Source organism: Streptomyces sp. NPDC048590 (assembly GCF_043199535.1).
In the GTDB taxonomy this organism is placed as follows: Bacteria; Actinomycetota; Actinomycetes; order Streptomycetales; family Streptomycetaceae; genus Streptomyces.
On the sequence record NZ_JBICWC010000004.1, the window covers coordinates 65920 to 87285 of the forward strand.

Annotated in this window: 18 protein-coding genes; 9 read left to right on the top strand and 9 right to left on the bottom strand. The window is 72.0% G+C overall.

All coding sequences use genetic code 11. From position 1 onward, the window contains the following. The first annotated feature begins 166 nt into the window (after nt 1–166). From ACGFNN_RS12515 to ACGFNN_RS12525, 3 genes are all read left to right on the top strand, one after another. Complete coding sequence (locus tag ACGFNN_RS12515; RefSeq protein WP_393555224.1) at nt 167–1168, top strand: glycosyltransferase family 2 protein; 1002 nt, start codon at nt 167–169, stop codon at nt 1166–1168. Continuing rightward, nucleotides 1168–2571, top strand: a complete 1404-nt coding sequence (locus tag ACGFNN_RS12520) for a polysialyltransferase family glycosyltransferase (protein WP_393555226.1) — start codon at nt 1168–1170, stop codon at nt 2569–2571. The genes ACGFNN_RS12515 and ACGFNN_RS12520 overlap by 1 nt, the downstream gene beginning before the upstream one ends. A 62-nt stretch (nt 2572–2633) precedes the next feature. Next, nucleotides 2634–3818 carry an acyltransferase family protein gene (locus ACGFNN_RS12525; protein ID WP_393555228.1) on the top strand — a complete coding sequence of 395 codons (1185 nt, stop codon included), beginning with the start codon at nt 2634–2636 and terminating at the stop codon, nt 3816–3818. Nucleotides 3819–3888: 70 nt separating this feature from the next. Here the strand turns inward: ACGFNN_RS12525 and ACGFNN_RS12530 are convergent, their stop codons facing one another. Further along, nucleotides 3889–4533: a TetR/AcrR family transcriptional regulator C-terminal domain-containing protein gene (locus ACGFNN_RS12530; protein WP_393555230.1), complete on the bottom strand. Its 645-nt coding sequence runs from the start codon at nt 4531–4533 to the stop codon at nt 3889–3891. Between the two features lie 38 nt (nt 4534–4571). On the opposite strand from ACGFNN_RS12530, the gene ACGFNN_RS12535 reads away from it, so the two are divergent. Together ACGFNN_RS12535 and ACGFNN_RS12540 are read left to right on the top strand one after the other, a co-directional pair. Next, entirely contained in the window at nt 4572–5996 is a 1425-nt protein-coding gene (locus tag ACGFNN_RS12535; RefSeq protein ID WP_393555232.1) for an FAD-dependent monooxygenase, read from the top strand. An 18-nt stretch (nt 5997–6014) separates the two neighbouring features. After that, nucleotides 6015–6473 carry a MarR family winged helix-turn-helix transcriptional regulator gene (locus ACGFNN_RS12540; RefSeq protein WP_393555234.1) on the top strand — a complete coding sequence of 153 codons (459 nt, stop codon included), beginning with the start codon at nt 6015–6017 and terminating at the stop codon, nt 6471–6473. Between the two features lie 15 nt (nt 6474–6488). Here the strand turns inward: ACGFNN_RS12540 and leuE are convergent, their stop codons facing one another. Beyond that, nucleotides 6489–7148 (bottom strand): leucine efflux protein LeuE, encoded by a 660-nt coding sequence (gene leuE / locus ACGFNN_RS12545; protein WP_393555236.1) that lies wholly within the window; start codon nt 7146–7148, stop codon nt 6489–6491. A gap of 97 nt (nt 7149–7245) precedes the next feature. Then, nucleotides 7246–10026 (bottom strand): BTAD domain-containing putative transcriptional regulator, encoded by a 2781-nt coding sequence (locus ACGFNN_RS12550; protein ID WP_393555238.1) that lies wholly within the window; start codon nt 10024–10026, stop codon nt 7246–7248. Between the two features lie 133 nt (nt 10027–10159). Here ACGFNN_RS12550 and ACGFNN_RS12555 point away from each other — a divergent pair, with 133 nt between their 5' ends. After that, nucleotides 10160–10465 (top strand): beta-Ig-H3/fasciclin, encoded by a 306-nt coding sequence (locus ACGFNN_RS12555; protein WP_393555240.1) that lies wholly within the window; start codon nt 10160–10162, stop codon nt 10463–10465. A 66-nt stretch (nt 10466–10531) separates the two neighbouring features. Here the strand turns inward: ACGFNN_RS12555 and ACGFNN_RS12560 are convergent, their stop codons facing one another. Then, nucleotides 10532–12112 carry a methylmalonyl-CoA mutase gene (locus tag ACGFNN_RS12560; RefSeq protein ID WP_393555242.1) on the bottom strand — a complete coding sequence of 527 codons (1581 nt, stop codon included), beginning with the start codon at nt 12110–12112 and terminating at the stop codon, nt 10532–10534. Nucleotides 12113–12412: 300 nt separating this feature from the next. Here ACGFNN_RS12560 and ACGFNN_RS12565 point away from each other — a divergent pair, with 300 nt between their 5' ends. After that, entirely contained in the window at nt 12413–13294 is an 882-nt protein-coding gene (locus ACGFNN_RS12565; protein ID WP_393555244.1) for a L,D-transpeptidase family protein, read from the top strand. A gap of 177 nt (nt 13295–13471) precedes the next feature. On the opposite strand, the gene ACGFNN_RS12570 is transcribed toward ACGFNN_RS12565, so the two are convergent. From ACGFNN_RS12570 to ACGFNN_RS12580, 3 genes are all read right to left on the bottom strand, one after another. Continuing rightward, entirely contained in the window at nt 13472–14548 is a 1077-nt protein-coding gene (locus tag ACGFNN_RS12570) for a hypothetical protein (RefSeq protein ID WP_393555246.1), read from the bottom strand. Further along, nucleotides 14548–15231 (bottom strand): RNA polymerase sigma factor, encoded by a 684-nt coding sequence (locus ACGFNN_RS12575; protein WP_393555248.1) that lies wholly within the window; start codon nt 15229–15231, stop codon nt 14548–14550. The genes ACGFNN_RS12570 and ACGFNN_RS12575 overlap by 1 nt, the downstream gene beginning before the upstream one ends. A 380-nt stretch (nt 15232–15611) precedes the next feature. After that, nucleotides 15612–17162: an MFS transporter gene (locus ACGFNN_RS12580; protein WP_393556213.1), complete on the bottom strand. Its 1551-nt coding sequence runs from the start codon at nt 17160–17162 to the stop codon at nt 15612–15614. 617 nt (nt 17163–17779) lie between these two features. On the opposite strand from ACGFNN_RS12580, the gene ACGFNN_RS12585 reads away from it, so the two are divergent. Further along, the gene (locus tag ACGFNN_RS12585) at nt 17780–18784 is read left to right on the top strand and encodes an Lrp/AsnC family transcriptional regulator (RefSeq protein ID WP_393555250.1); all 1005 of its coding nucleotides are present in this window, start codon (nt 17780–17782) and stop codon (nt 18782–18784) included. Between the two features lie 194 nt (nt 18785–18978). Further along, on the top strand, nt 18979–19998 hold the full coding sequence (locus ACGFNN_RS12590) for a peptidoglycan-binding protein (RefSeq protein WP_393555252.1): 1020 nt from the start codon (nt 18979–18981) through the stop codon (nt 19996–19998). A gap of 63 nt (nt 19999–20061) precedes the next feature. On the opposite strand, the gene ACGFNN_RS12595 is transcribed toward ACGFNN_RS12590, so the two are convergent. Together ACGFNN_RS12595 and ACGFNN_RS12600 are read right to left on the bottom strand one after the other, a co-directional pair. Then, a complete protein-coding gene (locus ACGFNN_RS12595) occupies nt 20062–20649 on the bottom strand; it encodes a hypothetical protein (RefSeq protein ID WP_393555254.1) in 588 nt (195 codons plus the stop codon). 212 nt (nt 20650–20861) lie between these two features. Next, a complete protein-coding gene (locus tag ACGFNN_RS12600) occupies nt 20862–21353 on the bottom strand; it encodes a hypothetical protein (RefSeq protein ID WP_393555256.1) in 492 nt (163 codons plus the stop codon). Nucleotides 21354–21366 lie beyond the last annotated feature (13 nt).

Consider the following 21366-nt stretch of genomic DNA (forward strand, 5'->3'; position numbering starts at 1 on the left):
CTGGTTAACAGCCGGTCGACGATTGGGGATCCGGCTCCTCGCGAGGAATTCCGACCCGCTTTCCGCAGCTGAATTCAGGCGGGTTCACGGATCCGCCACGGTCCGTTCATCTTCTGTCCTTTCCCGGGACAAGCCGCATGACAGGCCCGCCCCTAGCGTGATCGACGTGGTTAAGCTCTCCGTCATCGTGCCGTTCTACAACGTGCAGACATACGCGCCCGACACCCTCAGAAGCCTGCGTGCGAACGCCCGAAAGGATTTCGAGTTCATCCTCGTCGACGACTGCTCCACCGACGGGACCGCCGAGATCCTGAATCGCGCTCAGGACGAAATCCCGGGGGCGGTCGTCATCAGGCACGAACAGAACGGCGGGCTCGCGACCGCGCGGAACACCGGTCTGGACGCCGCCGAAGGCGAGTTCATCACCTTCCTGGACGGCGACGACTGGCTCGCTCCCGGTTACTACGAGCGGCTGCTCGCCGCCGCGGAGGACCTGGGGTGCGACTTCGTCCGCGCCGACCACGTGCAGGTCACCGGCAGGGCGCGGACCGTGCACCGGGTCCCGCACGGACTGCGGGGCGTTCCGTTCAGCCCGCGCGCCGCGATCCTCCCGCCCGACCGCACCACGTCGGTGGACTACCCGTACGCCTGGGCCGGCATCTACCACCGGCGTCTCGCCGACCGGGGGCTGCTGCACTTCACCCACGGCCTGCGGACGGCCGAGGACCGGCCGTGGATCTGGAGGCTGCACCGGGAGGCGGAGTCCTTCGCCGCCGTCGGGCTGCTCGGCGTCTTCTACCGGCGCGGTGTCGCCTCCTCGCTGACCCAGATCGGCGATGTGCGGCAGCTCGACTTCATCAAGGCCTTCGACCAGGTCATCGAGGAGACGTCACGGGACCCCGAGGCGGACAAGCTGCTGCCGAAGGCCGTCCGGACGTACGCGGCCGTCATGGCGCACCACCTGGATTCCATCGAGCGGTTCGAGCCTCCCGTGGCCCGCAAGCTGCGCTCCATGAGCGCGGCCGCTCTCCAGCGGCTTCCGCAGGACCTCCTCAGCGACACCCTCGACTCACTCGGCGACCAGCGTGCGGCACGGCTCCGCAGGCTCCGTCGCCGTACGGTTCCCGCGCGGACCGTTCCCTCCGTCACCACAGGAGCAACCGCCTGATGTCCGGCCGCAGTTCCACCCAGCTGTTCTTCGCCTGCTCGCAGTACGCCGCCGCCACGGTCACCGCGGCCATCCGCGCGGGCCAGTTCGGCCCCCGCGACGAGCACCGCCGGCTCCTGGTCGTGAGCGACACCTCCTACGCCCCGGAGGTCGGTACGCCGCTCGACCGGATGGACGGGTTCGAGTGCCTGCGTCCCGAGTTCGACGAGGTGCTCTCATGGAACGAGTTCATCCACCCCTTCCACCCGGTGGGCTGGTTCCCCCGGGAACAGGACACTCTGCTCTGGGAGCGGTACCTGCGCCTGGCCTGGGACCTCGGTGACGGGCCGGTGGAGATCGCCTGCGAGTCCATCCAGGCGAACCCGTCCAACGCGCTGGCGAAGATCTTCGGCGAGAGCCCCGTCCATGTCTACGCCGACGGGCTGATGAGTTACGGGCCGACCCGGAGCAAGATCGATCCGCTGATCGGCACCCGGGTGCAGCGGCTCCTGCACCTGGACCTCGTCCCCGGTCTACGGCCGCTGCTGCTCTCCGAGTTCGACGTGGAGGCGGAGGTCGTCCCGACGGCCGAGTTCCTCAAGGTGCTGACCGAACTCGCCGACACCTCACCGGCGTTCACCACCGGAGTCGGCCAGGAGGCACCGGCACTGCTGCTCGGCCAGTACCTGTCGGCGATCGACGTCCTCACACCCGCCGAGGAGGAAGACCTGCATCTGCGGATGCTGCGGGGAGCGGTCGCCCTCGGCCACCGGAACATCGTCTTCAAACCGCATCCCTCCGCCCCCGCGGGCTGGTCCCGCGCACTGGAGGAGGAGGCGACCCGGCTGGGCGCCGAACTGACCGTGCTGGACGCCCCGGTGATCGCGGAGGTGGTGTACCAGCGGCTGAACCCGGCGCTCGTCGTCGGCGCGTTCTCCACCGCACTGCTCACCGCGGCCGCCTTCTACGGCCTTCCGGTGGCCCGGCTGGGCACGGACATGCTGCTCAGCGGCCTGGTCCCGTACCAGAACAGCAACCGGGTGCCGGTCACCATCGTCGACACGCTGCTCCCGGACCTGGAGGACGCGCCGGCGGTCACCGCGTGGACCATGCCCGACGAGGCGACGGTCCGACGCGAACTCACCGGTCTCGTCACGGCTGTCGGCTTCGCCATGCAGCCGAAGATCTACCCGGAGCTGCGCCCCGCGGCCGAGGTGTTCCTCTCCGGTCAGCCCGCGTCCGTCAGGGACCGCTACTTCAGGCGCCGCCGCCTGACCGCGCTCGCCCTGCCCGGGGCGCTGCCCTCCCAGCTCGACTTCATCCCCCGCAACCCCACCGTGCGCCGGTTCGCACGGCAGGCCCGCACCTGGCAGCGCGCGGCGAGCCGCCGCCTGCCCGGAGCAGGCCGGGTCAACGGCAGCTGAAGCCACCCGTGACCGTTCGTCTTCCGGGGAAGACCGAGGAAGACGTGGAAGGACCAACCGACGTGACGCGCGCGATACCGCTGCCGGCCGAGGCGGCGGCGCCCACCTCTCAGACACCAGCACCTGCTCCGGCGGCGACCACCGCGGGGGCTCCCGCACCCAGGGCGAAGGGCCGTCTCCGCGCCCTCGACGGGCTGCGCATCCTGGCGGCCCTGATGGTCTGCCTCTACCACTACGCGGGCAAGAACGGCACGGTCGCCGAGTCGTGGAGCCAGTCGCCGGGCGTCAAGTTCCCCACGCTGTCGTCGGTCGCGACGTACGGCTGTCTCGGCGTGCAGCTCTTCTTCATCATCAGCGGCTTCGTGATCTGCATGAGCAGCTGGGGCCGCAGCCCGGGAGACTTCTTCCGCTCCCGGGTCGCCCGGCTCTACCCCGCCTACTGGGCGGCGATCGTGATCATCACGGCGGCCGCCGTACTGCTCCCCGTGGTGGTCCACCCGCTGCGGCCCGACGAACTCCTCGTCAACCTGACCATGCTCCAGCAGCCGATGGGCGTGGACCGGGTCCTCGGCGTGTGCTGGACGCTCTGGGTGGAGATGCGGTTCTACCTGCTCTTCGCCGTCTTCGTGGTCTGGCGGGGCGTGACCTACCGCCGGGTGGTCGTCTTCTGCGTCGCGTGGACCTTCGCCGGTGTCTTCGCCCGGATCGCCCAGACCCCTCTCACCGACGCCCTGGTCATGCGGGACCACGCGCCGTACTTCATCGCGGGCCTCGCCTTCTACCTGATCCACCGCTACGGCAGCGACCTCCTGCTCTGGGGGATCGTGCTCACCAGCTGGCTCCTGGGCCAGCGCTACTCGGTCACGGCCCTCTGGCACGAAGGCGTGCAAGGCGACTTCGCCCGCTCCCCCTACGTCATCCAGGCGATCGTCACCCTGGCGTTCATCGCCGTGGCCGCGGTGGCCCTCGGCTGGCTGAACTGGGCGAACTGGCGCTGGCTGACGGTCGCCGGCGCGCTCACCTACCCGTTCTACCTGCTGCACGAGCACCTGGGCTGGTTCGCGATCCGCGTCATGAACCGCGCGCTGGACCTGCCCCCGTACGTGACACTGATCGCCTCGGTGACGTCCATCCTGCTCCTGGCCTACCTGCTTCACCGCCTGGTGGAGAAGCCGATCGGCCCCCGCCTCAAGCGGGCCATGGCTTCCCAGGCGGCACAGATCCCGTTCCGCGAGCGCCTGGGGTGAGATCGGGCCTCGCCGCGGACCGTCGCACTCGTACGCGCCGGAGCCGGCGCTCGGCTCCCCGGGCCCCCGGTCAGCTCACCCCGTAACGCGCCTCGATCCCCGCGACGACGATTCGCAGCCCGTCCTCGAACCGCTCGTCGTAGTTGGTGAAGATCTCGGCACCCGCCGCAGCCGCGAGCGGGTAGCGCTCCAGGCGCTCGGCCCGTTCGTCGACGTCGTAGCCCTCGCGCCGCTCGTCGGGCATGGGCTGGACGCCCTGCTCCTCGGTGACGAAGCCCATCGTGTAGGCGTTCACGGTCGTGCCCGCGCGCACCGCCTGCCACAGCTCGAACCCGGCGTCGACCATGGTGCGCAGGTGGACCTCAAGACCGTCGGCGTGGTCGGTACCGGTGAACCGCGCGCCGCTGTACACCTTGGCCCCGTCGCGGTAGCGCAGCAGCGCGCGGCGCAGGGCGCTCTGGTACGCGACCATCTGCTCCTGCCAGGTGCGGGGCGCGGGACCGGGCAGCTCCCCCTCCAGCATCCGGCGGTACATGACGGTGGCCATCTCGTCGAGCAGGGCCTGCTTGTCCTTGAAGTGCCAGTAGAGCGCGGGGGCCTTCACGTCCAGTTCCCGGGCGATGGCGCGCAGGGTGAGGCCGTCGAGGCCCACCTCGTTCAGCAGCTTGAGGCCGGCGTCGGCCACCCGCGCCCTGTCGATCTTCGTCGTACCCACCTTGACAATTTAACAGCGTTAAGCGCAGACTCCGAATCATGGAACTTAACAACGTTAAGGAAACTCAGGTCCTCATCGTCGGCGCCGGCCCCAGCGGTCTCGCCCTCGCCTGCGACCTCGCGCGGCGCGGCGTCCGCGCGCTCGTCGTCGAGAAGTCCGCCGCGCTCTTCCCCGGGTCCCGGGGCAAGGGCATCCAGCCGCGCACCCGGGAGGTCCTGGACGACCTCGGCGTCGGCGACGCGGTCCGGGAACACGGCGGGCCCGCTCCCGTCGGGATGATCTGGAAGGAGGGCGAGCGCCAGGGCGAGCACGACATCTTCCGGCGCGCCGCGCCCACCGAGGCGGAGCCGTACGGGGAGCCCTGGATGATGCCGCAGTGGCGGACGCAGGAGATCCTGCTCCGGCGGCTGCGCGAGCTGGGCGGCGAGGTCCTCTTCTCGGCCGCTCTCACCGGCCTGTCGCAGGACGACGACGGGGTCACCGCCCGGCTGACCACGGGCGAGGTACGCGCCTCCTACCTGGTCGCCGCGGACGGCGGACGCTCCACCGTCAGGCGCGCTCTCGGCATCACGATGGAGGGCGAGACCGTGGACCCCAAGCCCACGCTGGTGGCCGACGTCCGGATCGCGGAGGCCGCCCTGGACCGGCTGAACTGGCACATCTTCCTGACCGGGGCAGGCATGCTCACCCTCTGCCCGCTGCCCGGGACCGCCGACTTCCAGCTGGTCGCCCAGTTCGAGGAGGGGGCGCCCGACACCGCTCCCGAGGCGGTCAGGGCCCTGGTGGCCGCCCGTACCCACCTGGGCGAGGGGGATGTCACCGAGGTCCGCTGGTCATCGGAGTTCAAGCCGCGCGCCGCGCTGGCCGACCGCTTCCGCGAGGGCCGGGTCTTCCTCGCCGGCGACGCCGCGCACGTCCACTCCCCGGCAGGCGGCCAGGGGCTGAACACCAGCGTCCAGGACGCGTACAACCTGGGCTGGAAGCTGGGCCAGGTGCTGCGGCACGGCGCGCCCGCCGCCCTGCTGGACACCTACGAGCAGGAACGCCGCCCGGTCGCCGCCGAGATGCTGGGCCTGTCCACCCGCATCCACCGCGGCGAACAGGAACGCGGCGCCGCCGCCCAGCAGCTGGGACTCGGCTACCGCGAAGGCCCGCTGGCATCCGGCCGCGCGGGGCTCCTGGAGTCCGGCGACCGGGCACCGGACGGGACCGCGGGCAAGGGCAGGCGCCTCTTCGACCTCTTCCGGGGGCCGCACTTCACCCTGCTCGCCGTGGGCACGGACACCCCGATCCCCTCGCACGACGGCCCGCTCCTGCGCACCTTCCGCACGGACACGGCCGGCGCCTACGGCAGGGGCCTCTTCCTCGTCCGGCCCGACGGCTACATCGGCTGGGCGGGCGAGGACACCTCGGGGCTCACGGAGTACGCGGCAGGACTGGGCCTTGACCTCAACTTTGCTTGAGGTCCTACGGTCCAGGGCATGGACTACTCACACGATGACGCGGGACTCGCACGCCAGCCGATCGGCTACTGGAGCTGGGCGGCCCACAAAGCGGCCGTGACCCACATCAGGACCGCACTGGCCGAAGTCGGCCTGACCCAGCCCCCCTGGTGGGTCCTCAACCAGCTCGTCGACGCGGACGAACAGGGCCGCCCCCGCGCGGAGGTGGTGGCGACACTCCGCGGCTACCTGGATGTCGGGGACGCACTGGAGCCCGAGATCGACACCCTGGTGGCCCGCGGCCTGGTCACCGAGACCCCGGACAACCGCCTGCGGCTGACGGGAGAGGGGCACGCTCTGCGGGCCGAGGCGGCCGAACGGGTCGGCCGCGCGCTCGCCGACATCCACACCGGCATCACCGACGAGGAGTACGTAGCCGCCCTCAAGGTCCTCCAGCGGATGATCCACAACGTGGGAGGCACCGCCTGGCACCACTGAGTGCCGCCGGAAGGCTCAGACCCCGCTGACCGACAGCTTGGCCGCGAACCCGAGGAACAGCACACCGGCCAGCGAGGTCGCCCCCGCCGACAGCCGCTTGCGGCGCCGGAAGGCCGTGGCCAGGCGGGTGCCGCTGAAGATCAGCGTCGAGAGGTAGAGGAAGCTGCCGATCTGCAGCAGCGTGCCCAGCACCAGGAAGGACAGCGCCGGGTAGGCGTAGTCCGGATCGACGAACTGCACGAAGAAGGAGATGAGGAACAGGATCGCCTTCGGGTTGAAGATGCTGACCACCAGCGCCCGGCGGTAGGGGTGTTCGGCCGGCATCACCGGCTCGGCACCGGCGTCCGTCAGATCGGCCACCCGCTGGTGCCGCTCACGCCACATCGACACGGCCGCCCGCAGCATCCCGATCGCCATCCACGTCAGATAGCCCGCACCCGCGTACTTGACGACCGCGAACAGCAACGGCGTCGTCTGCAGCAGAGAGGCGGCACCCAGGGCGGAGAGCGTCATCAGCACGGTGTCCCCGGTCCAGACCCCGGCCGCGGCCACGTATCCGGTGCGCACCCCGCGCCGGGCGGCGACGGAGAGCACATAGAGCGAGTTGGGCCCCGGGAGCAGAATGATCAGCACCAGGCCGGCGAGATAGGTCGGAAGATCGATGACACCTAGCATGGACGGAGTGTCGCACGCGGCTACGACACTCCGTCAGGGCGGTTCACAATGCGGAAGCAGAAATTCCGGTGTGCCGTCGCCGATGACCACGGCCGCCTCATGTCGCGCCGATCCGCACCAGCCGCTCCCGTACGTTCCCGGCCTCCGGATCCCGAAGCGCGTCGAAGGTCTCGACCGCCTGCCGCCAGGCCCGTTCCGCCTCACGGAGGCGGCCCGTCGCCTCGTACGTCTCACCGAGCCGGACCAGTGTCTCCGCCTCGTGATACCGGTCCGCGGATGCCCGGAACAGGCCGATGGCCTCGTCGTAGCTGGCGACGGCCCTGTCGTACCGCGCCAGGTGGTGGTAGGCGAATCCCAGGCTGTCGAGCGTGGCGGCCTGACCGTTGCGGTCGCCCGCGCGCCGCTGCCGCTCCAGGGCCTGCGTACAGCTTTCGATGGCACGCTCGTAATCGCCCTCCGCGGCGTGCAGCCAGCCCATGGCGTTGAGGGTGCGGGCCTCACCGTCGCTGTTGCCGGACAGCCGGTAGAGCCGCAGGGCCTCCGCCCCATGACCGAGCGCCTCGGCCAGCCGCCCCCGCATGTAGCACAGCTCGACGTAGTTGTGCAGGGTCTGCGCCTGGCCGGTGGCATCGCCCAGAGCCGCGTACAGCGCGAGAGACCTGCGCAGCTGGTCCTCCGCGGCCTCCAACTCGCCGAGCCGGGAATTGGCCCGGGCCAGCAGGCGGCACGCCATGGCCTGACCCGCCCTGTCGTCCGACTTCCCGGCAGCGGCGAGAGCGGTCTCCTGGACCGCGCGCTGGTCCTGCCACAGGCCGTGCGGCGCCAGGTAGGCGGTGAGCGCCCAGGCCAGCTGCCAGCAGTAGGTGCCGAATCCGTGCCGGGCGGCCTGCGCGACCGTCCGCAGCAGCACCTGGTGCTCGGCGGCGAACCAGGCCAGAGCGGCTTCGGCGTCGGGCATGGAGCCCTGGTCGCCGCCGTTCGTCAGCTCGGGCACCGGGGTGACGGCCGGCCACTGCGGCTGCAGGATGACGGCCGCGCGGTGCGCTCGGTGCAGGAAGTGGTCGTAGAGCCGTTCCCGGGCGGCCCGGAGTTCCCCGGACGACTCCTCGGTGTGGGCGAGTTCGGCCGCATAGGCACGCAGCAGGTCGTGGAAGACGAACCGTCCGGGGGACTGTTCGGTGAGCAGGTGCAGCCTTGTCAGCTCCCGGAGCTGGGCGCGTACGGCTCGCTCCGGAACCCCGGCGAGTGCCGCCGCAGAACCGGGTGTCAGCTCAGGGCCCGGATGCAGCCCGAGCAGCCGGAACAGGCGCGCCCCCTCGGCGGTGAGCGCGAGGCAGGACCAGGACATGATCCGCCGGGCGTCACCGTCGTCCAGGGCGTCCAGCAGCGCCCCGCCGGAGCGCAGTTCGTCCGCGAAGGTGCGGAGGGGGAAGCCAGGATGCCCCGCGACGCGTGCGGCGACCACCGCGAGGGCGAGGGGCAGCCTCCCCGTGGCGGCCACGATCTCCGCCGCGGCCGCGGGCTCGGCGGACACCCGCGCACCCAGCCGCCCCACCAGAAGACCGTCGGCCTCGCGCTCGGTCAGTACATCGAGGGCGACGGGCCGTGCGCCCTCGGCCGTCACCAGCCCCCGCAGCCGCTCACGGCTGGTGACGACGACCACGCTCCGCCCGGCCCCCGGGAGGAGTGGCCGCACGTGGGCGGAGTCCCGCGCGTTGTCCAGGACGACGAGAACGCGGCGCGCGGCCAGCAGGCTCCGGAAGAGACCGGAACGGGCCGCTTCACCGGCCGGGATCCGGGACTGGGGAACGCCCAGGGCCTCGATGAATCCCTGCAGGGCGTCGGCGGCGGGCAGCGCGCCCTCCTCGTCGTACCCACGCAGGTTCACATGGAGCTGCCCGTCGGGGAACCGGTCGGCGATCCGATGGGCCCAGTGCAGTACCAGGGCAGACTTCCCGACGCCCGCCATGCCGGTGACGGCGATGATCACGGCGGTGGCCGGGCGGCCGGGCTCGGGGTCGAGACATGCGCCGAGCGCCGACAGGGCCACGTCCCGGCCCACGAAATCCGTCGTCACCGGCGGAAGCTGGCGAGGGCTCACCTGTGGTGACGGCTCGACGGCGCTCCTGGCAGGCGGCTTGCGCCGCCGGAGCAGGTCCTCGTGCAGACGCACGAGTTCCGGCCCCGGTTCGAGGCCGGTCTCCCGAACGAGCTCCGCACGCGCCCGTCGATAAGTCTCCAACGCCCCTGACACGTCACCGGTCCGCTGGAGACCCAGCATCAGCGAGCCCCAGGCCCGCTGCCGCAGAGGATGGCACTCGACCAGTTTCCGCATCCGGAGGATCACCTCGGCGCAGCGGTCGTCCCCGAGCAGGGCGTCGGCGAGGTCCTCCTCGGCCTGACAGCGCCGCTCCTCCAGCCGGTTCGCCCAGTTCGCCAGCACATCGGGCAGCGGCAGTCCATCCAGGACCGTCCCGCGCCACAGGTCGAGCGCCGCCGTCAGCTCCTGGCCGGCCTGCGAGAACTCGCCACGCGCCAGCGCCCGCCTGCCACGGGCCGCGGCCTCGTCGAAGAGATCGACGTCCCGCCGGCCGGGCTCCACCCTCAGCAGATACCCACCTGGGACGCTCTGCAGCCCGTCCCAGGGGCCGCCTCCACCCAAGGCGTTGCGCAGCCCTCTCACATAGGTGCGGCGGTTGGCGGCGGCGGAGAGCGGCGGCTCCTCGCCCCAGAGGGCCTCCTCCAGGAGCGCTGTCGGCACACGCTCGGACGGACGGCTGAGCAGGGTCGCCAGCACCAGACGCTGCTTGGCCGAACCCAGATCCACACCCAGGTCGCCCCGGTAGGCCGCGAGAGAACCGAGAACGGCGAAACGCATCGATACCACCCAACTCGCCGACTCCGGGCTCCCCGCGCGGAACACCGCGTTGTACGCACGCTGTACGCGGATTGTGCGCCGATCAGCTTAACGTTCCGCTCGTTGCGAACAACCACTCTGCGAGGAGTCCTTGATGCGTATGTCCCGGAGGGCGGCACAGGCCGCACTGACCGCTGCGGTCCTCGGCGGTTCCATGATCGTCACGGCGACCCCGGCCGCCGCGGCCACGGTGGCCCCGTCCTGCGTCGGCCGCATGGTCACGCAGACGACGGACGGCTTCGACGTGCTGCTCAGCAACAAGTGCGGCTACCAGGTCTCGGTGAGGGTCGACGTATCGCTCGCCAAGGACAGCCCGTGCTACGTGATGTCGAAGGGCACCACGCAGCTGTACGTCTACCACGGCATCCTCGGCAACTACACGCGCACGATCAACTGCTGACGCCGCGTCCGTATCGGTGCGGGAACGGGCCCTCGGGGGATGGGTCCGTCCCCGCACCGATGTCCGTCAGAACGCGTCCGTCGGGACGTACGCCCCCCAGACCTCCCGCAACGCGTCGCAGACCTCGCCCACCGTGGCGCGCGCCTTGAGGGCGTCCTTCATCGGGTACAGCACGTTGTCCGTGCCCTCCGCCGCCTTCTTGAGCTCCACGAGCGCCGCGTCCACGGCCCCCTGGTCGCGCTCGGCGCGGAGCTTCGCGAGGCGGGCCGCCTGCTGGGCCTCGATCGCCGGGTCGACGCGGAGCGGTTCGTACGGCTCCTCCTCGTCGAGGCGGAAGCGGTTGACCCCGACGACGACGCGCTCACCGCTGTCGGTCTCCTGCGCGATGCGGTAGGCGCTGCGCTCGATCTCCCCCTTCTGGAAGCCCTGCTCGATGGCGTTGACCGCGCCGCCCATGTCCTCGACGCGTTCCATCAGTTCGAGGGCCGCGGCCTCGACGTCGTCCGTCATCCGCTCGACGACGTAACTCCCGGCGAAGGGGTCGACGGTGGCTGTCACATCGGTCTCGTAGGCCAGCACCTGCTGGGTGCGCAGGGCGAGGCGGGCGGACTTGTCCGTCGGCAGGGCGATCGCCTCGTCGAAGGAGTTGGTGTGCAGCGACTGCGTGCCCCCGAGGACCGCGCCGAGTCCCTGCACGGCGACCCGCACCAGGTTGACCTCGGGCTGCTGGGCGGTGAGCTGGACCCCGGCGGTCTGGGTGTGGAAGCGCAGCATCAGCGACTTGGGGTTCTTCGCGCCGAACTCCTCCCGCATGACCCGGGCCCAGATCCGGCGCGCGGCACGGAACTTGGCGACCTCCTCCAGGATCGTCGTGCGGGCGACGAAGAAGAAGGAGAGCCTCGGCGCGAAGTCGTCCACGTCCATGCCCGCCGCCACGGCCGTGCGGACGTACTCGATGCCGTCGGCCAGGGTGAAGGCGATCTCCTGCGCGGGTGAGGCACCCGCCTCGGCCATGTGGTAGCCGGAGATCGAGATGGTGTTCCACTTCGGGATCTCGGACCGGCAGTACTTGAAGATGTCGGCGATCAGCCGCAGTGAGGGCTTCGGCGGGAAGATGTAGGTGCCCCGCGCGATGTACTCCTTGAGTACGTCGTTCTGGATGGTGCCCGTCAGCCGGTCGGCCGGCACCCCCTGCTCCTCGGCGACGAGTTGGTAGAGGAGGAGCAGCAGGGCGGCGGGGGCGTTGATGGTCATCGAGGTGGAGACCTCGTCCAGCGGGATCCCGCCGAAGAGGACCCTCATGTCGTCGATCGAGTCGATCGCCACACCCACCTTGCCGACCTCGCCGGAGGCGATCGGCGCGTCGGAGTCGTGCCCCATCTGGGTGGGCAGGTCGAAGGCGACGGAGAGTCCTGCCGTGCCGTTGGCGATCAGCTGCTTGTAGCGGGCGTTGGACTCCGTGGCGGTGCCGAACCCCGCGTACTGGCGCATCGTCCACGGCCTGCCCGTGTACATCGAGGGATAGACCCCGCGCGTGAACGGGAAGGCGCCCGGGGCCCCCAGCTTCTCCTCGGCCCGCCAGCCGTCGAGCGCCTCCGGCCCGTACACCGGCTCGATGGGCAGTCCCGACTCGGACTCACGTGTCATGTGCTGTGCCTCCCATGCGGGCTACTTCGCGGTAACACCCTCGGCCGGACTCTAGCGGCGGCGCCACACCATGCGGGGGACCTGAGCTGGGACCTTGCTCACAGCGGACCGGCGGGCGCGGGCGTCCGGGTGGCCGGGGTGTCCAGGCGTCCGGATGTCCAGATGTCCGGATGGCCGGGGTGTCCTGAGGGTGCGCAGGATTCGGCAACCGGGCGGAGCGGGAATCCGTCCCATGAGATGTCCGGGCCGCGGCGCACGAGGCGCGGCCGGCGCCGGTACGGCGAATCCAGGGGGCAGAGGATGGGACGCGTACGGAGGAACGGGCTTTCGCGCGGGGCGCGTACGGCGGTCGCGGCCGCCCTCGGCGTACTCACGCTCGCCACGCTCACCACGGGGTGCAAGGTGGAGACGGCGGGTACCACCGGCCCCGGATCGGGAACCAGAGCCTCGGCACCGGTCACGCGTCCCGCGGACGACGGCAAGCCGGGCGGGGACGGGGCGAGCCGCACGTCCGCTCCCCCACCCGCACCGAGCGCACGGCCCTCCCCGGAGGCCCGCACGCTGATGGCACCCGGCGACCGCGGCGGACGCGTACGGGAACTCCAGGCGAGGCTGCGCCAGATCGGGCACTTCGACCGCAACCCGACCGGCTACTACGGCACGGTCACCGACGCCTCCGTGCGGTCCTTCCAGGGCAAGCGGGGCCTGCCCCGGACGGGCAGGACCGACACCGAGACCTGGGAGCGGCTGCTCGCGATGACGCGGAAGCCCACGGCGCGGGAACTCGACCCGCCCACCACCCTGCCGGTGGCGAAGCCCGACCCGCGCTGCCTGAAGGGCCGGGTGATGTGCGTCAGCAAGAGCAGCCGCACCCTGTCCTGGATGATCGACGGCAAGGTGCTCATGTCGATGGACGTCCGGTTCGGGTCGCAGTACACGCCCACCCGCGAGGGGACCTTCTCGGTGTTCTGGAAGTCCCGCCACCATGTCTCGACCCTCTACGACTCCCCCATGCCGTACGCGATGTTCTTCAGCGGCGGCCAGGCGGTGCACTACTCGTCGGACTTCGCGGCACGGGGCTACTCCGGGGCATCCCACGGCTGCGTGAACGTACGCGACGAGGGGAAGATCGCCTCGCTCTACAGCCAGGTGCGCAAGGGCGACAAGGTCGTCGTCCACTGAGAGGGCGAGGCGGTAAGGGGCGCGGGCGGGACCGGGGGAACGTGTCCCACCCGCGCCGGGGTGCGCCGAGCCGAAGGTACGGGGGGAACCCCGGCTCGTTGCGCTGCCGATGACCAGTCGGCACTCACTACTGCGCCGGACGGCCCGATTGCGTTACAGGCCTTGCGTTTTCGCAGGTCAGCGCGTTACTGACGAGAGCGCGGACATGCCCCCGGCCGTCGGCGAGGGAACGGCCGTGCCCTGCCGGGCCGGGTCCGTGGAACTCTCCCGGGACGGCGTGCTGAAGGTGACCGACGGGAGCCCGCCGTCGTCCCCGCCGCTCTTCCCGTCGTCGCTCCCGCTGTCCCCGCCGTCGTCCCGCCCGTCGTCGCCGCCTCCCCGGTCGTCCGGGCCGAGCAGACGATCGCAGAAGCGGTCGAGTTTCCGCCTGCCCCCGGCGAGTGCGACGAGCCGGCGCTCCTCCTCCCGGCTCAGGGTGCCGGAGCGGTAGGCGCGGCAGGCGTCCAGCGACCTCTTGTAGGCCTGGGCGGCGGCTTCTTCCCCCGGCTTCGCGCCGGAATCCGGACCGTCCTGAGGGGATTCGTCGCGGCCGGGGGCCTCCCGGTCCGTCGCCGCACCGTCGTCCCCTCCCGCCGGCGCCTCGCCGCCCGCCGTCCCGCCGCCCTCGGGGGCGGGCGCCTCCGAGCTGTCGGGCGCACCGGGCGAGCCCGAGGGGACAGGGGGTGGCGGCGAGGGGACCACGGGGTCCGGCACCTCGACGCCGAGCTCCTCCGGGGACGCCGCGGCCGAGACGGACGTGGCGGGAACGGGCGAGCCATGGCCGCCGAAGGGCGCGGGAAGCATGCCCGTGCCCGCGGCGACCGCCACACCGCCGAGCGCGCACCCGGCGATCGACACGGCCAGCCCGTAACGCACCGGACGGGTCCAGCGGGATCGCCTGACCGGTGCCGTGGGCCGGGCCCCGATCCGTACGGTGTGCAGGGCGTCCTGCCGTCCGGCGCCGTCCTCGGCGACCGCCCGGCCGGACCGCCGGACCTCTCGGGGAGCCTCCCGGAAGGCGGCCAGGACCGCGGCCTCACCCGGCAGCTCGCCACCCGCGGGCCCGGGGGTGCGCAGCGTTCGCAGGGCGGCCTCGAGGCGGTGGATCTCTTTGCTGATGTGATCGCCGGCGGGGTCGGCGAATCCGGCGGACTCGCCGCGGAGCAGTCTCTCCGCCACGTCCGCGTCGAGCCACTCCTGTTGCTCGTCGGCCATCACATGTCCTTCTGCGTCCACGGACGCGAATGCGTCACACCGGCGGGCGCCACCGCGCCCTGGCGGCCGGGGCGTTGCTGGGGCACCGCCCCGAGCTCCGGAGCCGCCGCCGAGATCCCCTCCTCAGGGCCTCGGTCGGCGCCGACCAGCTCGGCGAGCCGCTTGAGCCCCCGGTGAGCCGCCGTCCGGACGGCGCCGGGGCGCTTTCCGAGCGTCCTGGCCGCGCTCTTGGCGTCGAGCCCGACCACCACGCGGAGCACCACCGCCTCGGCCTGGTCCTGCGGCAGTTGCGCGATCAGGGACATGGCGCGACCGGTGGCCAGCGACTCCAGGGCCTCGCCCGCCGTGTCGGACACGGCGGGCTCGCCCGCCAGTTCGCTCTCGTCGCCGCCGATGGCCGGACGCCTGCCCCTCATCCGTATGTGGTCGAGCGAGCGGTTGCGCGCTATCCGGGCCGCCCAGCCGCGGAACCGGTCGGCGTCCCCGCTGAAGCTGCCGAGGTCGCGTGCGATCTGGAGCCAGGACTCGGACGCCACGTCCTCCGCGTCCGCCTCACCGACCAGTGTGCGTATGTAGCCCAGCAGCCGCGGTTGCACCGCGCGGTACACAGTCCGGAAGGCGTCCTCGTCCCCGTCCTGAGCCGCGAGCACCGCGGCGGTCAGCTCCGCGTCGTCCCCCAGCACTCCCTCAACCCGCCCTGCTGATCCGAATCGTAGCTGGTCACCGCTACTGCGCCACCCTGCGCGACTCAGCACGCTACGTGCTCGGACGGTGCCTCGTCCATGACTTGTCCAACCTGCAACTTTCACTCGGCCCTGTGCGGTGTGACAGAAAGCGCACTCATGGCGCTGAGATGAGTACGGGGTCGCTCGCGACCCTGTGGAAGACGGCCGGGGCCTCTCCTGTGGGGGGTGGCGGCCCCGGTCGTCGTTCCTCTTCCCGGCCCCCTTCGCCGAGTCGGCACGAACAGCCCTGCGTGGCCACGGACATGGCGGAGGCCGCCGCCCCTCGCACGTGCGCGAGGAGAAGCGGCCTCCCGGAGGACGGCGGAGCCCGCCGGCTATCAGCGCCCGGTCCGCACCACCTGGCCGGCCTCGGCCTTCGTACCCGCACCGCCCTGCGCGACCGTGCCGGAGCCGGTGGCCGCCCGCGGTGTACGCAGGAGGACGAAGGCCAGCACGGCGGCCAGGAAGGTCAGCGACGCGGCCACGATCAGGCACAGGTGCATGCCGTCGAGGAAGGAGTTCCCGACGGCGGCCCACACCCGTCCGGCCTCGGCGCCCAGCGGGACACCGCCCGCGCCGCCGAGTCCGCCGGCCTCCACGGCCGCCTCGACGCGGGCGCCGGTCGCGTCGGACACCCCGGCCTCGGCGAGGTGACCGGGCAGCGCGCTCACGGCACGGCTGGTGAGCAGGGCGCCGAGGACGGCCGGGCCGAGGGCCCCGCCGACCTGCCGGAACGCGTTGTTGCCCGCGGCCGCCATGCCCGCGAGCCGGTGCGGGACGGAACCGACGGCGGTGGCGGTCATGGGCGCGGTCACCAGACCCATGCCGACGCCCAGGAGGACCAGCCGCCAGGACAGGGTCCCGAAGGACGCTTCGGCCCCCACCCCCAGCAGGAACAGCAGGGCGGCCGTCACCATGAGCAGTCCGGCGGTGATCATGCCGCGCGAGGAGATCCGGTGCATCAGCCGCCCCGCCGGGCCGCTGACGACGAGGGACGACCCGGTCACCAGCAGCATCCGCCAGGCCGCGTCGAGGGTGTCGAGATGCTGGACCATCCCGAAGTACAGGCTCAGGACGAAGAAGAACCCGATCAGCGCCATGAACGTCACCATCGCGACGAGGGTGGTCGCGGCGAAGCCCGGGCTGCGGAACAGCGCCAGGTCGAGCATCGGGCTCGTGGAGCGGCGTTCGACGAACACGAAGAGGACACCGCTGATCACCGCGACGGCGAGCGCCACCAGGACCTTCGTGTCGGCGAAGGAATCGGCGCCGCCCTCGATGACGCCGTAGACGAGCGCGGTGATCGCGAGGGCCGCGGTGATCTGGCCGGGCCAGTCGAGACGCCGTCCCTGCGGGGCACGGGAATCCGCCAGGAGGCGTACCGCGATCACGAAGGCGATCAGCGCCACCGGGATGGGTGCCACGAAGATCCAGCGCCACTCGAAGTGGGACACCACCGTGCCGGCCAGGACCCCGCCGACGGCGAGCGCGCCGAGCAGGCACATCGCCCAGATGCCGATGTACTTGCCGCGCTCCCTGAAGTCGGGGACGGCGTGGCTGATCAGGGCGAGCGTCGTGGGCAGGAGGGCGGCGGCGCCGAGGCCGGACAGCGCCTGGCCGATCCACACGACCTGCACGGTGCTCGCGCTCAGCGCGGTGGCCGCTCCGGCCGCCGTCAGCAGGAGACCGGTGAGGAAGACCTTCTTGCGGCCGTGGACGTCGCCGAACACTCCGGCGGTCAGGATGAACGCCGCCATGGGGAGGACGAACGCGTCCGACACCCAGGACAGCTGGGAGGTCGAGGCACCCAGTGCCTGCTGGATGGCGGGGAGGCTCACCGACACCGTCGTCACCGGCAGGTAGGCGACGAAGACCCCCAGGCAGGCCATGAGGATGGTGGCCCGCCGATGGGGGGAGGGCGGCGGTACGGACACCGGACCGGCGGGCGGGGTGGCCTGGCCGGGCACGGTGGCCGGACTGTTGTGGGGCACGGGGACAGCTCCTTCTGAGCATGTGGCTGCATGGCCGGCCGCCCGGCGACTTCTGCACGCCGGGCCGGACCGCCGGGACATCCGTGCGCGCGAAGCGGCGGACACGGCGACCCGACGGCCTCATCGCGCGCCGCCCTCACGGGCGCGTGCGATGGTCCGTCCGATCGGAACCAGCCCGCCGCCGGGGCGACGAGGGCAGCCGCCGCGCACCGCCCCGGTCCCCGGGACGCGGCCGCGTGATGCGAGGCGAGCGCGGGGCGTGCGGTGCGGGCGTCCGGAGCACGCTCGAAGGCACTCCCGACGCGGTGCGCCCACATCCGGTCCGTTCCCTCACCCGGTCCCGGGCCGACGGGCTCCCTTGCCCTGTCCCCTGACCGACGGCGGGTCTGCGCGCGGCGGCCGGCCGCGACTGATTCCGCCGAACAGTCTCGGTCAAGGCGCCGCGATCCACCCACTCCGTCCGGGTTCGGCACGGGAAACTGGCACAGGACGTCGGATCAAGGGATATTCACTCCGTGATCGACGCTGTGGACTCACATATCCTCCACTCCCTGCAGGTGGCGCCGAGGGCCCCGTTCCGGCTCATCGGCGAGGTCGCCGGAGTGTCCGAGCAGACGGTGGCGCGCCGCTTCCAGGCGCTGCGGCGCCGCGGCGTCGTACGCGTCATGGGGCTGGTGAACCCGGAGGTGCACGGGCAGGCGGCCTGGATCGCCCGGATCACCTGCCGCCCGGACCGGGTCGACGCGGTGGCGGAAGCCCTGACCCGGCGCCCGGACGTGTCGTACGCGCACCTGGCCTCCGGCGGCGCCGAGATCATCTGCACCATCAACGCGCCGATCGCCGAGGACCACGGCCCCGACCTCCTGCCGCGCCGCCTCCAGCGCTCGTCCGGAGTTCTCGGCGTGGACATGTCACTGCTGCTGCACCCCTTCTCGGCGCCCTGGGCGCACTGGACCGGCTTCGGCCCCCCGCTCGGCGAGGAGGCGGTGACGCTGCTGACCTCGCACCACACACCTCCCGCCCCCGGCCGGCGGCCCACGCCGTTGCCACCGAAGGAGGAGGACGCGCCTCTGCTGGCCGCGCTGGCCGAGGACGGCCGCGCGAGCTACGCCCGGCTCGCCCAGCTCACCGGCTGGTCCGCCCACCGGGTCGCCCGCCGTCTGGAGACTCTGGAGGAGTCCGGGACCCTCTACTTCGACGTGGACCTGCTCTCCCAGCGCCTCGGCTGGAACCTTCAGGCCACCCTGTGGCTGCGCACGGCGCCCGCGAGTCTGCACGGGGCGGGCTCAGCGCTCGTCCACCACCCGGAGGTCGCCTTCGCCGGAGCGCTCGCCGGGGAGCACAACCTCATGGCCATCGTCATCTGCACCGACGCGCACGACTTCTACCGGTTCCTGACGACGCGTCTCGCCACGACCCCGGGCATCGACGCCTACACGGTCAGCATCCGCGTACGGCAGCTGAAACAGGCGGCCTCGCTCATCACCCAGGGGCGGCTGGTGCACTGGCCGGGCGGGTGAGAGACGCCGTGCCCAGGCGGTGCGCCGCCCCGCAGAACCGGGCCTTCCGCAAGGTGAGAACCCGTGAAGAATCAGCCCGTTCCGCAACCGCCGATGACGTTCCGAACGCCTGAATGCCATGAACAGACCCTGCATCACACCGTGATCGTGGCCGGGATTCCAGCACCGCCGGCCACCGTCCATCAGGAGGATCAGTGGCACGACGTTCCCGCACCGCACGCAGAGCCGTCAACGGCGTGGCCATGGCCTCGGCCGTCGCCATCGCGGCCACCGGCTTCCTGGGCATCCAGCCGGCGGCCGCCGCGCCCGCCGGGCCCCAGGCCGTCGCGCAGCAGCTCGCCGCCGCCGCGTACCCGGAGGTCACCCGCGCCGAGGTGCTGCGTCGCGCGGCCACCTGGCTCACCGCGAACAACGGCGGCCCGGTGCCGTACAGCCAGACGTCGGTCTGGCGCGACGGCTACCGGCAGGACTGCTCGGGCTACGTCTCGATGACGCTCGGACTGTGGAAGTCCGGGCCCAACACCGTCGAACTGGCGGGCAACCGGAGTCTGACCACCCCGATCACCGTGGGCGGCCTGAAGCCCGGGGACCTGCTGATCGACGCCTCGGGGAGCAACACCACCCGCCACGTCGTCATCTTCGAGAAGTGGACGGACTCCTCGCACAGCTCCTACTGGGCCTACGAACAGCGCGGCACGTACGGCACCACCCACCGCACGCTCTCCTACGGCCTGAGCTCGGGCAGCGAGTACAAGCCCTACCGCGCCGTGAACATCGCCGACGGCTCCACCCCGACGCCTCCGCCGTCCACCGGGACCTGGCCGGTGCTCAAGCAGGGCGCGACGGGCACGGACGTGAGAACGGTGCAGTACCTGCTCCGCAGCCGCGGCTACAGCCTCGACGTGGACGGTTCGTTCGGCACCGACACCGACGCGAAGGTCAGATCCTTCCAGAGCTCGTCCGGTCTCGCCGTGGACGGCGTCGTCGGCCCGCAGACCTGGTCGGCGCTGATCCGGACGATCCACCTGGGGGCCACCGGCGACGCGGTGCGTGGAGCCCAGACGCAGCTCAACGCCCATGGTGCGAATCTCGTGGTCGACGGCTCGTTCGGCACGGCCACCGACAGCGCGACCCGCTCCTTCCAGCGGGCGAAGGGGCTGGAGGTGGACGGCTCCGTGGGGCCGGTCACCTGGCAGGCCCTCGTCGGGAGCTGACGGTACGAGGCCCTCGGGAACCCGAGGCGCGCGGGGCGGTCGACCGTGCCGGGTCCGGTGGCGTCACCTCGGGGAGAGGTCACCGGACCGCCGGCCGCGTGCGCGGCGGGACATCACCGCGCGCAGCACCCGCCGGCCCTCGGTCGTCAGGTCGACGACCCGGCGCATGCCCGTCCCGGCGGCCGGTGCTCCGGCGGTTTCGGCGGCGCCCGCCAGGATCTCCAGGATCTCGGTCTGCCTGCGGAGTTCGCCCGTGACCAGCGGTCCGCACCCCGCGCCCTCCTCCGCCCGGCAGTGGTCGGACGTCGCCGCGCCATCCGGCGCGTCGTACGCGCGGTGGATGTCCAGGGCGAGGAGCGAGCAGGCGTCGGCCCACTCGCGCAGTGGTCCCTCGGCGAACTCCCGCGGCGCCTCGGCGAGAAGCGCGCGGACCCGGACGGCGGCCTCGTCGCCGTCCGCCACCGCGGCCTCGAGCGCGGCATGTGCACCGTCGAGGCGGGCGGCCCAGTCCGCGCCGTCCGTGGCCCGCAGCGGGCGCAGCGGCTCCGGTTCCCCCGGCGCCGGTGACGGCAGGCAGCGGTCCAGGCAGGCGAGCCCGCTCGTGGCCAGACCGCGCGCGTCGGCACGGGCGAGCAGTTCCGTCAGACTCATCGTCGCCTCCACATCCGTCCCCGGCCCCGGACACACGGGCCACGGGAAGACCCGCTTCCCGTTACCGCGTTCAGCGCCGAATGGCCGAAAATCGTCACTCAGCCGACATGAGTGATCACCGGACGGCCTCGGGCCGGGGCCGGGGCGCGCTTCGCAGGCAGCGCCGTCCGCCCCAGGGACGAGGCCGGTCGGACGACCTTCACGCACTCGCCTCAGATGCCCAGACGTTCCAGGAAGGCGAAGAAGAGCTCCTCGGCGGACCCCTCGGGCCGCTCGATCCGGAGCAGTTCGAGCAGCGGCCCTTCGAGGACGCCATGGCCGGATTCCGCCGCCCACTCGACGGCTCTGGCCGCGGCGTCCTCCGGAGGCAGGAAGAGATCCTCGAGCGTCGCCCCGTCCCCGACCAGCCGCTCGGCCATCGGCTCCCGTCCGAGGCAGGCGTACCAGGTTCCGCCGTACGGTGCGGCCGCCTCGACGGCGACACAGACACCGTCCATCACGCAGCCGAGGAGAAAGGGGGAGCGTGCCGCGTCGGCGAGCGCGGTCATGCTCCCGGGCGGGGGGTCGACGGGGTGGGACCAGACCTGCCAGCCGCCCGCGCGGTACTCCCGCAGCGTCAGCCGCTCACGCGCGTCCCGCAGCGCGGGGTGGTTCAGGAGGGGCTCAGCGCTGCGGCCCACCACGTACAGCCCCCAGAATCCCACGCCCTGCTCCCCC